Here is an 11961-nt window from a genome sequence, read left to right as displayed (position 1 = left end):
AACGTAAGTGCGCACGGGTACGTAGTGAGCGAGGTGCCGCCGGTCGCCCGCGTTCAGCTCGAGAGGGTGACGAGGTGCCCTGGCTGTCGATTCGAGCAGTCAGGCTCGGTCGTTGGCGGCGAAGGCGGAGTGCAGGGTGGTGACGATGACGCGAGCCGCATCATCCCGGTCGAGCTGGCCGGCCGTGACCTCTTCGGCTGCGGCGTTCATGGTCAGGTGGGTGACCGCAAGCAGCCAGTCGACAGGCAGATCCGCGCGGAAGGCGCCTTCGCGCTGACCGCGCTCGAGCAGTCCCCGCATCCGAGCTTCGGCCTTCTCATGCATCTCGCGAATGCGCGCCGGCTGCAGTTCGCGCTGAGCAACGACGAGCACGGCGCGGATGCGCTCCAGGAGCATCCAGCTCGAGGTGATCAGGGCTTCGAACGCTTCGCTCGGATCACCGTCGAGGGGCACGTCGGCCAGGACGGCCTCGGCCCCGTCCAGTCCGTCAACGAGGGTTGCGTCGATGAGCTCGGCCCGGGTCTTGAAATGCCCGTAGAGGGTCATCCGGCCGACGCCCGCCTCGGCGGCGATGTCGGCGACGGAGGCATCGGGGTCCTTCCGGAGCGCGTCCGGCGTCGCCGCGAGGATCTTCGCCCGGTTGCGCTGGGCGTCAGCCCGCTGGTTAGCCGTCTTTCCTCGCCGCACCGGCTTCTGCTCACCAGCGCCGGCCGCGCCCTTGCCGTTCGGCATGCCCCACCTCTAACTCGTACGGGAATATACGAGCTAGTATAGCCGTTAGAAGTCGTACACCGATGCTTGACTTCGGCTGAGGGCCTCCCGGCCCGTGACAACCCTGTTGAGAGCGAAAGGACCAATGTAGCCATGAGAACGACGACGCAGAACAAGGCGGTGCGCCATGTCTGAGACGAATGCACCTGCACCCCGGACCGGGGCGAAGCAGTGGTGGGGGCTCGCGGTCCTCGTGATCCCGTCGACCCTGCTGTTCATGATGCTGACGATTCTGTTCCTGGCGGCCCCGAACATGGCCGCCGACCTGAATCCGACGAGCGCACAGCTGCTGTGGATCCTCGACATCTACGGGTTCGTCATGGCTGGATTCTTGGTCGCGATGGGCGTCCTCGGCGACCGGATCGGCAAGCGGCTGCTCATGGTGATCGGCGCGGTCCTGTTCGGGATCGTGTCCATCGCTGCGGCGTTGACGACCAGTCCCGAGCTGATGATCGCCTGGCGCGCCATCCTCGGCGTGGGAGGAGCCATGATGCTCCCGTCCACGCTGGGACTGATCTTCGTGCTCTTCGCCGACCCGAAGGCGCGAGGCGTCGCGATCGGCGTGTGGGCCGGCGGGATCTCCGCCGGCGTCGCCCTCGGACCACTGCTGTCCGGACTGCTGCTGGAAGTCTTCGGCTGGCAGGCGACGTTCCTGGTCGCGGTGCCCGTGATGGCGTTGGTGGCCATCGGCGCGCCGCTGCTGCTGCCTGAGCACAAGGATCCGACCGCGAAGATCGATCTGCTCAGCGCACTGCTCCTGGTCGCCTCGCTGCTGGCCATCATCTACGGCGTCAAGCGCTTCGCCACCCAGGAGCCGGCCGGTCCGTCGATCGGCCTGCTGATCGCCGGAGCACTGGTCGGGTTGTGGTTCGTGATCCGGCAGCTGCGCGCGACCCAGCCTCTGCTCGACGTGCGGCTGTTCGCCAACCGCACCGTCAGCGGAGCACTTGCGGTGTTCCTCCTCTCGGCCGCGGCGCTGGGTGGGGTGTACTCGCTGTTCACCCAGTACCTGCAGCAGGTCCAGGGGCTCTCGCCCATGCAGGCCGGGCTGTCGATCCTGCCCGCCGCGGCAGTCCTCATCGTCGTCTCGACCCTCTCGCCGATGCTCGCCCGGAAGTTCCGGCCGGGCAACGTGATCGCCGTCGGGCTGCTCACCCAGGTCGTCGGCTACATCCTGTTCACCCAGCTCGACGCCGGCACTGGTCTCGCGCTCGTGATCGCGAGCTTCGTCGTCACCTACCCCGGGGTCGCGCCGTCCATGGCGCTCACCACGGACCTGGTGGTGAGCTCGGTCCCACCGGAGAAGGCCGGCGGTGCCTCCGGGCTCGCGACGACCGTCAATGACCTCGGGATCTCCCTCGGCGTCGCGGTCATCGGCAGCATCGGGATCGCCGCCTACCGCAGCCAGATCTCCGGCTCCCTGCCCGATGGGCTGCCGCCGGAGGCGGCGGCCGCGGCCGAGACCGGGATCGACGGGGCCATCGCCGCCGCCGGGCAGCTGCCAGGCGACATCGGAGCGGCACTGACGACCGCGGCCCAGCAGGCGTTCACCAGCGGACTCAACGCCGCCGGGATCACCTCCGCGATCATCGCTGCCCTCGCGGCGATCATCGCCGCCGTCGGTCTGCGCCACATCCGCCCCACCGGGCAGGCCCACGACGAGGCCGAGAAGGAGCCCGCTCAGGAGTCGTGACATACCCCCGACCGTTCGTGTCCGGCGGACGGATGAGTCCGCCGGACGCGAACGCCGACACCCGCGACAGGTACGCCGAGAGGACGGCAGTTGCGTCCCGCGACGAGGCCGCCGAACGACGCCGAAGGAGTCACGATGACCACGCTCAGAACCACCATCGACACTGTCCGACACTCACCGACGTTGCGGCGTGCGCTGCACTGCCTGCTCCGATGCGCCGCGTCGGGGGCATCGGATCGTCTCGCCCAGGTCACGAAGACACCATGTCCGCGCATTTGAGGCGCAGGGCCGCGCACCCGGTAAGGTGTGCGGCCCCGGTGCGTCAGTTCTCCTGGTAGGCGATCGTCGTCATCATCCCGGCTTCCCCGTGGTAGACGTTGTGGCAGTGCGTGAGCCACCGCCCGGGGTTGTCGGCGTCGAACTCGACGCGCAGCGTCGTGCCGGGCAGGACGATCGAGGTGTCCTTGCGTGGCCCGCCGCCGGGAAGCTGGTAGGTGTGCCCGTGCAGGTGCATCGGGTGCCACATCGTCGTCGAGTTCTTGAACTCGAGGGCGACCCGCTCCCCGTCGGCGATGCCGAGGGCGTCGCGCATCGGTTGGTCCATGTTCATGCGCTTGCCGTTGATCGCCCAGTCGTACTTCTCCATGCCACCGGTCAGCTCGAGGGTGAGCGTGCGGTCGACGCCGCGCTTGGGAAGAGCGACCTCGCCGGCTGCCCTGAGATCGCCCGCTGTGGCGGGATTCTTCGTCTGCGGCAGCGTCACGTCCTTCGCGGGTGCGCTGCCCGAGCCGGTGCGCAGGACGGCGAGGGCCTGGTACTGCTTCCCCACGGCCTCGGCGACGACCGCGAACGCGCCGTCGCCGGCGGTGATGATCGCGTCGTAGCGCTCCCCCATGCCGAGCACGACGCTCTCGGCCTCGTGCGGCTCGACGGGGAATCCGTCGGTGTGGGTGATCGTCAGCGGGTGCTCGGTGACTCCGAAGCGGAAGGCGGTGTCGCCGCCGGCGTTGATGATCCTCAGCCTGATCCGCTCCCCGTGCTTGGCACTGAAGGTCTGGGGGTCGTTCGCGGGAGTGCCGTTGATCAGGTAGAGGGGGTAGTAGACGTCGCCGGCGTCGCCGCCGAGCAGAGGTGAGGTCGCGCCCATGAGGGTGTTGCCCATCCGCATCGGCCCCATGTCCATGCCGCCGTGGTCCATCATCCCCTTCTTGAGCTCGGCGAGGACCTCGTCGGGCGTCGCGGTGACGCCGTCGAGCCAGTCGTCGAGGACGATGACCCATTCCTGGTCGTAGTCGCCCTTCTCGTTCGGATCGTCGATGATCAGCGGCGCATACAGGCCGCGGTCGAGCTGCGTGCCGACGTGCGGGTGGAACCAGAACGTGCCCGGCTCGGGCAGGGTGAACTCGTAGTCGAACGATCCGCCGGGCTCGATGGGCTCCTGGGTGAGGCTCGGCACTCCGTCCATGTCGTTGCGCAGGGCCAGGCCGTGCCAGTGGAGGCTGGTCGGGTCGGGCAGGTCGTTGGTGAAGTCGACCTTCAGGGTGTCGCCGACGTTTCCGCGCAGCGGCTTGGTCGCCGACGCTCCCCGGTACGCCCAGGTCTTGGCGGTCTTCCCGCCGAGGTCTAGTGTGACCGGCTCGGCGGTCAGCGCGCGTTGCACGATCGTTCCGGTGCGGTGGCGCTTCGCCTCGGCGGCACTGACTGCGGTGCTGCTGGGCCCAATGAACGAGTTTGTCTTGGTGGCAGTGGTGCTGCATCCGGCGAGGCCGGCGGCGGTCAGCGTCAATGCGCTGACGGACAGGAACTGTCGACGGTTCAGGGTGGAATGCATGGGTGATGTCCTTCTTTGTCGATGGTGAACGGGGCCACGACATCGCGCCTGCGCGCTCGACGATCACGGATAGCCGGAGGCGCAGGGCTGCCTGGCCCCGGAAGAGGGGCCAGCGTTTTGGGACACGGTGTCGTGGCAGGCACGGCAGGGTCGTGGACCCGCCGAGGCAGCTGATTGAGGAACGCCGCATCGGCGCTCCTCAATGCTCACGTTCGGTAGATCGACAGCTCCAGATGCGTCAGCGCGAACCGGCGAGGCGTCTCGGACGGCGGAGCCGGCATGGGCGCAGAGGCGGGTGTGGGCACCGCCGCGACGGACGGAACGGGGAGGGCCGGAATGCTCTCGGCCGTAGGCGCGGAGACACAGGTGGAGTCGCCGCTGTTCATTGCGTCTGCGCAGCCGCCGGAGCCGCGCACCAGGCCCTGTGCTCCGGACGCGCTCGACATGGAGGCGGTAGTCGTCATGCCCGTCATGCCGGGAGAAGACGAGGATGCGTGAGCAGGCGACGCCGTGGAGGTCGTCGCCGCTGCCGGCCCGCCGACCAGCGCGTGCATGCCGAGAAGACCAGTGATCAGCAGCGCCGCAAGAACGACCAGCTGAAGCCAGTGCCGGCTGCGGCGGGGTTCATCGGTCACGGTCTCCACAGCCAAAGCATACCCCGGAGGCGTATCCCTTCGACGCGGCGGGCTCATTCAACGGCGAGTCCGGCTTGCCTTGCAGGAATACCCTCAAGGGGTATACGGTTGCACTCACACAGGTACCCACCGGGGTACCCAGATTGAGGAGGCTATCCGATGGCTGCGAACGAATACCAGGTGACGGGCATGACCTGCGGGCACTGCGAGGTGTCGGTCCGCGAGGAGGTCGGCGAGATTTCCGGTGTCACCGACGTCCAGGTCAGCGCACAGACCGGCAAGCTCGTCGTCTCCGCCTCCGACGAGGTCGACGACGCGAAGGTCCTGGCCGCGGTCGAGGAAGCCGGCTACACGGCGGTCCGGGTCTGATGAAGGTACCAGTCAGGCTCGCGGCCTACGGCGCTGGGCTGGTGGTGGCGTTCGGCGCAGCCTTCGGGCTCGCCGGCGTCGCCGTCCCCGACAGCGTCGTGACCGCCTGGGCCAAGAGCAGCGACTCGAACGCCCACGGCGAGGGTCACAGCGACACGGAGGAGCAAAACATGGAGCACGCGATGAACGGCGTCTCGGCCAGCGCTGCCGGCTACATCCTCTCCCCCGTCACGGCCCCCTCGGGCACCAATGATGCCGGCACGCTGAGCTTCCGGATCCTCGATGAGGACGGGCAGCCGGTGACGGAGTACACGACGACCCATGAGAAGGATTTGCACCTGATCGTGGTGCGCACCGACGGGACGCAGTTCCGCCACGTGCACCCGGACTTGGACGAGGCCACCGGCACCTGGTCGGAGTCATCGTGGAGCTGGGACGAGGCGGGAACCTACCGCGTCTACGCCGACTTCACAGCCGGGCAGGACGCCGAGGGGGTCACGCTCACCCGCGCTGTCGAGGTCGCCGGCGACTACGCCCCGGTCGAAGCGACGGTCTCGCGCACCGTCGAGGTCGACGGGTACACCGTCACCCTCGATGGTGACCTCGCCGCCGGAAGCACGAGCGAACTGACAGCCACCGTAGAGCGCAACGGCAAGCCGGTCACCGCACTCCAGCCCTACCTCGGCGCGTACGGCCACCTGGTCGCGCTGCGAGAGGGCGATCTGGCCTACCTGCACGTGCACCCCGCCGGCGAAGAGCCCAAAGCGGGGTCGACCGGAGGACCAGACGTCGGCTTCGCCGCCGAGGTCCCCACCGCCGGCCGGTACCTGCTGTACCTGGACTTCCAGGTCGACGGGCAGGTCCGCACCGCACGGTTCGTGGTCGACGCCGGGCACGGCGACGGCACTCAGGCAGACGACGAATCGCACTCGGGCGGCCACTGAACCCCAAAGGGCAGGGCGTCGCCGAAGAAGCAACAGGAAAGGATTTGCAGTGAGCACCCAAGCTGCAACGAACACCGAAGCGCCGCTGGTCGCGGACGCCGGCATCGAACTCGAGATCGGCGGGATGACCTGCGCCTCCTGCGCGAACCGGATCGAGAAGAAGCTCAACAAGCTCGAGGGTGTCTCCGCCACGGTCAACTACGCCACCGAGAAGGCCAAGGTCACCGTGCCCGCCGGCTACGACCCCGCCTTGCTGGTCGCCGAGGTGGAGAAGACCGGGTACACCGCCGCCATGCCCAAGCCCAAGGACGCGACGTCATCGGGCCCGACCGGCAACGACGGCGAAGCTCCCGACTCCGAACTGACATCGCTCAAGCACCGCCTCATCGGCGCGATCGTGCTCACCGTCCCGGTGATCGCCATGGCCATGGTTCCCGCGCTCCAGTTCTCCTACTGGCAGTGGGCCTCTCTGGCCCTGGCCGCACCGGTGATCGTGTGGGCGGCCTGGCCGTTCCACAAGGCGGCGTGGACCAACCTGCGCCACGGCACCGCGACCATGGACACCCTCATCTCCATGGGCACGACCGCGGCGTTCCTGTGGTCGCTCTACGCCCTGTTCCTCGGCACCGCCGGGACGCCGGGGATGACGCATCCCTTCGAGTTCACCATCGCTCCGTCCGACGGCGCGGGCAACATCTACCTCGAGGCCGCCGCCGGCGTGACGATGTTCATCCTCGCCGGCCGCTACTTCGAGAAGCGCTCCAAGCGCCAGGCCGGTGCCGCACTGCGCGCGCTGCTCGAGCTCGGCGCGAAGGAGGTCTCGGTCCTGCGCGGCGGGGCCGAGGTCAAGATCCCGATCGACGACCTTCAGGTCGGCGACGAATTCGTCGTCCGCCCGGGCGAGAAGATCGCCACCGACGGCACCGTCGTATCCGGGACATCGGCCGTGGACGCCTCTATGCTCACCGGAGAGTCCGTGCCGGTCGAGGTCGTCGCTGGCGACCCGGTCACGGGCGCGACCGTCAACGCCGGCGGCCGCCTGGTCATCCACGCCACCCGCGTCGGATCGGGCACCCAACTGGCGCAGATGGCCAAACTCGTCGAGGACGCCCAGACCGGCAAAGCCGCGGTCCAGCGCCTGGCCGACCGGATCTCCGGCGTGTTCGTCCCGATCGTCGTCGCTATCGCCGTCATCGCCCTCGGCGCATGGCTCGGGGCCGGATTCCCCGTCTCCGCGGCCTTCACCGCAGCGGTCGCGGTCCTCGTCATCGCCTGCCCCTGCGCCCTCGGCCTGGCCACCCCCACCGCACTGCTAGTCGGCACCGGCCGCGGCGCGCAGATGGGCGTGCTCATCAAAGGCCCCGAGGTCCTCGAATCCACCCGCAAGGTCGACACTGTGGTGCTGGACAAGACCGGCACCGTCACCACCGGCAAAATGACCCTGGTCGAGGCGATCACCGAGCCCGGCGTCGACCGCACCGAGCTGCTGCGCCTGGCAGGCGCGTTGGAGGACGCCTCCGAGCACCCGATCGCCCAGGCCATCGCCAAGGGCGCGGTCCAGAAGGTCGGGAAGCTGCCCACGCCCGAGGACTTTGCGAACATCGAGGGCAAGGGCGTCCAGGGCGTCGTCGACGGCCGCGGGGTGCTCGTCGGCCGGGAGTCCCTGCTGGCCGACTGGTCTCAGCACCTTTCCCCCGATGTCGCCGCCGCCAAGGCCGCAGCCGAGGACGAGGGCAAGACTGTCGTCGCCGTTGGTTGGGACGGACAGGCCCGCGGGATCCTCGTCGTCGCCGACGCCGTCAAGCCCACCAGCGCCGAGGCCATCGCCGGCCTGAAGGGTCTCGGCCTCACCCCGGTCCTGCTCACTGGCGACAACGAGGCCGTCGCCCGGCGGATCGCCGCCGAGGTCGGCATCGAGAAGGTCATCGCCGAGGTTCTGCCCAAGGACAAGGTCGACGTCGTCACCCGCCTGCAGGGCGAGGGGAAGGTCGTCGCGATGGTCGGCGACGGCGTCAACGACGCCCCGGCGCTGGCCCAGGCCGACCTGGGCCTGGCGATGGGCACCGGCACCGACGTCGCCATTGAGGCCTCCGACATCACGCTCGTGCGCGGGGACCTGAGGGCCGCGGTCGACGCGATCCGGCTCTCCCGCAGGACCCTGGGCACGATCAAGTCGAACCTGTTCTGGGCGTTTGCCTACAACGTCGCGGCCATCCCGGTCGCAGCGCTGGGCATGCTCAACCCCATGCTCGCAGGCGCGGCGATGGCGTTCTCCAGCGTCTTCGTCGTCGGTAACAGCCTCCGCCTGCGCGGGTTCCGCAGCGTCGCCAAGCAGTGACGCCGCAGAACCGATCATCATCCGAACACACGAAAGGCATTCACCGAGAATGAGCAACGAAGACCAGGCATCCACCAGCTGCTGCAGCACCTCCCCCGCAGCCAAGGCATCCGCCGCCGAGGAACCTGTCAGCGACGGTTCCAGCTGCTGCGGCATGATCGGCGCAGAGAACCCCGCCGCCGATTCCGGACATCGCGATAACCTTCTCGTCGAAGGAAGCGACGACGACATGACCACCTGCCCCGTCATGGTCGGCAATCCGGTCAACAAGCAGGACGCCGAAGAAAAGGGCCTATTCCGCGACTACGACGGGCAGCGCTTCTGGCTCTGCTGCCCAGGCTGCGGACCGACCTTCGACTCCGATCCAGCCAAGTACGCCGCCAACATGGCCTGATCCTTCGACGACCCGGGGCTGCAGCATCACTGCTGCCGCCCCGGGTCGACTGGATCGTAGCTGAGCGATTCCACGCCCGCCGATCGATATTCGACCGATACCCCAGAGGGGTATAATGTTGATCGGGCCAGAATGAATAGGAGACTTTATGCGCAAGCGCCTCATGACCACCGTCGCCGCAGGAGTGCTCGGCGGAGCACTCGTGCTCACCGGCTGCAGCACCGGAGGAGACCAGGACCAAGCGACGCCCTCATCGACCAGCGAGCACGAGGGCCACGGAAGCAGTGGCAGCAGTTCTGACAGCGGCGGGATGGAGCATCCGATGGACGGCGGCCCCGCCCCGAGGGCATCGAGAAGGCTGCGTCGCCGAAGTACCCGGCCGGCACCGAGGTCACGCTCACCGCCGAACACATGGAGGGCATGGACGGCGCAAACGCCACGATCGCCGGCGCGTTCGACACCTACACCTACGCGGTGAACTTCACGCCCACCACCGGCGGGGATCCGGTCGAGGATCACAAGTGGGTCGTGCAGGAGGAGATCAAGGACGCCGGAGATGGGCGTCTGGCCGACGGCACCGAGGTCACTCTCGAGGCCGAACACATGGAGGGCATGAAAGGCGCGAAGGCGACCATCGCCTCCTCCACCGACGAGACCGTTTACATGGTCGACTACGAGTCCGACGGCATGACGATGACCAACCACAAGTGGGTCGTCGAGAGCGAGATCAAGCCGGCCTCCTGAGCCGGTCGCCGCGGGCCCATTCAAGGTCCGCGGCGAGACACGACCCGATCGAAGGAAAGACCGGGGAAGAACGAGGGGAAGCGAAGAGCAATGACGGACCCGACCACGCATCACCATGACCACGACGGCGTCGCGACCACCGAGTCCGGCCATGTTGACGCCTCGCGCGCCGAGCACGAAGGCCACACCATGGAACATGGTGACCACGCCGGGCACGGTGATCACGGCAGTGGTCATGGTGGTCATGCGGGCCACGGCGACCACGTCGGCCAGTTCCGCAGGCTGTTCTGGATCAACCTCGTCATCGCCATCCCGGTGGTCGCGTTCTCCCCCATGTTCGCCATGCTCCTCGGGTACTCCGTGCCCGGCTGGGCAGGCTGGGTGGCCGCGGTGCTCGGCACCGTCATGTACGCCTGGGGCGGCACCCCGTTCCTCACCGGTGCCGTCAGCGAGCTGAAGAGCCGCCAGCCGGGGATGATGCTGCTGATCGCGCTCGGCATCACCGTCGCGTTCCTCGCCTCCTGGGCCGCCACGCTCGGGCTCGTCCACCACGAGCTCGAGTTCTGGTGGGAGCTGGCGCTGCTGATCGTCATCATGCTGCTGGGCCACTGGATCGAGATGCGCTCCCTGGCCCAGACCACCTCCGCGCTGGACTCCCTGGCCGCACTGCTGCCCGATGAGGCGGAGCGTGTCGAGGGCGACGACGTCGTCAAGCTCGACCCGGCCGACCTGCGCGTCGGCGACGTCGTCATCGTCCGCCCCGGCGGCAGCGTCCCCGCCGACGGCACCATCGTCGACGGCCGCGCCGACATGGACGAGTCCATGATCACCGGAGAATCGCGTCCCGTCGCCCGCGGCGAGGGCGATGCAGTCACCGCCGGCACCGTGGCCACCGACTCCGGCCTGCGCGTCGAGATCACCGCCACCGGCGACGACACGGCGCTGGCGGGCATCAACCGGCTCGTCGCCGAGGCGCAGGGCTCCTCCTCCCGCGCCCAGCGCATCGCCGACCGCGCCGCCGCCCTGCTGTTCTGGTTCGCCCTCGGTGCGGCCCTGATCACCGCAGTCGTTTGGACTCTCTTCGGGCTCCCCGACGATGCGGTCATTCGCACCATCACCGTCCTCGTCATCGCCTGCCCACACGCGCTGGGCCTGGCGATCCCGCTGGTGGTCTCCATCGCCACCGAGCGCGCCGCCCGCGGCGGCGTCCTGGTCAAGGACCGCCTCGCGCTGGAGTCCATGCGCCTGGTCGATGCGGTGCTCTTCGACAAGACCGGCACCCTGACCAAGGGCGAGCCCACCGTCACCGGCGTCGAATCGACCGGCGACCTGGACTCCGACGAGGTGCTCGCCCTGGCCGCCGCGGCCGAGGCCGACAGCGAGCACCCGCTCGCCCGGTCCATAGTCACCGCCGCCAAGGAGAAGAACCTCGCCCTCGAGCCGGCCAGTGGGTTCTCCTCCTCCCCGGCAGTCGGCGTCACCGCGACCGTGGCCGACCAGGAGATTCGCGTCGGCGGTCCACGGCTGCTCGAGGAGACCGGGCAGGACGAGGTCGACACGGCCGACGCGTGGCGGGCCGAGGGTGCGATCATCCTGCACGTCCTCCGCGACGGCCAAGTGATCGGCGGCCTCAAGCTCGCCGACGAGGTCCGGCCCGAGTCCCGCGACGCCGTCGACGCCCTCCATGAGCTCGGCGTCGAGGTCGTTATGATCACCGGCGACGCCGAGGCCGTGGCGAACGAGGTTGGCCGGGAACTCAGCATCGACCGTGTCTTCGCCGGCGTCCGCCCCGAGGACAAGTCCGCCAAGGTCGCTGCGCTCCAGGACGAGGGCAAGAGGGTCGCGATGGTCGGCGACGGCGTCAACGATGCCCCTGCGCTGGCGCAGTCCGACGTCGGTATCGCCATCGGGGCAGGCACAGACGTCGCCATCGCCTCTGCCGGCGTCATCCTCGCCAGCTCCGACCCGCGCAGCGTCCTGTCGGTCATCCAGCTCTCCCGTGCCGCATACCGTAAAATGAAGCAGAACCTGTGGTGGGCTGCCGGATACAACCTGCTCTCTGTACCGCTCGCGGCGGGCGTGCTCGCACCTGTCGGGTTCGTCCTGCCGATGTCGGTCGGCGCGATCCTGATGTCGATCTCCACTGTCGTCGTCGCGCTCAATGCCCAGCTGCTGCGTCGCATCGACCTCACCCCAGATGCCAGCACTCGCTCCGTCCTGGAGCACCAGAAGTGAAGGACAC

At 68.6% G+C, this 11961-nt stretch carries 9 protein-coding genes and 1 pseudogene; 7 read left to right on the top strand and 3 right to left on the bottom strand.

All coding sequences use genetic code 11. From position 1 onward, the window contains the following. Positions 1 to 99: 99 nt before the first annotated feature. The gene (locus BLU88_RS10115) at positions 100 to 732 is read right to left on the bottom strand and encodes a TetR/AcrR family transcriptional regulator (RefSeq protein WP_092013206.1); all 633 of its coding nucleotides are present in this window, start codon (positions 730 to 732) and stop codon (positions 100 to 102) included. Positions 733 to 898: 166 nt separating this feature from the next. On the opposite strand from BLU88_RS10115, the gene BLU88_RS10110 reads away from it, so the two are divergent. Beyond that, positions 899 to 2464: an MFS transporter gene (locus BLU88_RS10110; RefSeq protein ID WP_092013203.1), complete on the top strand. Its 1566-nt coding sequence runs from the start codon at positions 899 to 901 to the stop codon at positions 2462 to 2464. A 322-nt stretch (positions 2465 to 2786) separates the two neighbouring features. Here the strand turns inward: BLU88_RS10110 and BLU88_RS10105 are convergent, their stop codons facing one another. Together BLU88_RS10105 and BLU88_RS19145 are read right to left on the bottom strand one after the other, a co-directional pair. Further along, complete coding sequence (locus BLU88_RS10105) at positions 2787 to 4295, bottom strand: multicopper oxidase family protein (RefSeq protein WP_092013200.1); 1509 nt, start codon at positions 4293 to 4295, stop codon at positions 2787 to 2789. A 206-nt stretch (positions 4296 to 4501) separates the two neighbouring features. Beyond that, positions 4502 to 4849 (bottom strand): hypothetical protein, encoded by a 348-nt coding sequence (locus BLU88_RS19145; RefSeq protein ID WP_407922853.1) that lies wholly within the window; start codon positions 4847 to 4849, stop codon positions 4502 to 4504. 240 nt (positions 4850 to 5089) lie between these two features. On the opposite strand from BLU88_RS19145, the gene BLU88_RS10095 reads away from it, so the two are divergent. From BLU88_RS10095 to BLU88_RS10070, 6 genes and pseudogenes are all read left to right on the top strand, one after another. After that, the gene (locus BLU88_RS10095) at positions 5090 to 5299 is read left to right on the top strand and encodes a heavy-metal-associated domain-containing protein (RefSeq protein ID WP_092013194.1); all 210 of its coding nucleotides are present in this window, start codon (positions 5090 to 5092) and stop codon (positions 5297 to 5299) included. Continuing rightward, positions 5299 to 6243: a hypothetical protein gene (locus BLU88_RS10090; RefSeq protein ID WP_092013191.1), complete on the top strand. Its 945-nt coding sequence runs from the start codon at positions 5299 to 5301 to the stop codon at positions 6241 to 6243. Before BLU88_RS10095 ends, BLU88_RS10090 begins: the two co-directional genes overlap by 1 nt. A gap of 124 nt (positions 6244 to 6367) precedes the next feature. After that, positions 6368 to 8581, top strand: coding sequence for a heavy metal translocating P-type ATPase (locus tag BLU88_RS10085; RefSeq protein WP_092017400.1), 2214 nt, complete (start codon positions 6368 to 6370; stop codon positions 8579 to 8581). A 49-nt stretch (positions 8582 to 8630) separates the two neighbouring features. Further along, a complete protein-coding gene (locus tag BLU88_RS10080; protein WP_092013188.1) occupies positions 8631 to 8975 on the top strand; it encodes a hypothetical protein in 345 nt (114 codons plus the stop codon). 148 nt (positions 8976 to 9123) lie between these two features. Further along, positions 9124 to 9719: pseudogene (locus tag BLU88_RS10075) on the top strand (YdhK family protein). Positions 9720 to 9809: 90 nt separating this feature from the next. Further along, positions 9810 to 11954: a heavy metal translocating P-type ATPase gene (locus tag BLU88_RS10070; RefSeq protein ID WP_092013185.1), complete on the top strand. Its 2145-nt coding sequence runs from the start codon at positions 9810 to 9812 to the stop codon at positions 11952 to 11954. Positions 11955 to 11961: the final 7 nt, after the last annotated feature.

The organism is Brevibacterium siliguriense (assembly GCF_900105315.1).
Lineage (GTDB): Bacteria > Actinomycetota > Actinomycetes > Actinomycetales > Brevibacteriaceae > Brevibacterium > Brevibacterium siliguriense.
Note: the sequence above shows the minus strand (reverse complement) of the source record. Positions and strands in the feature narration are given on the sequence as shown.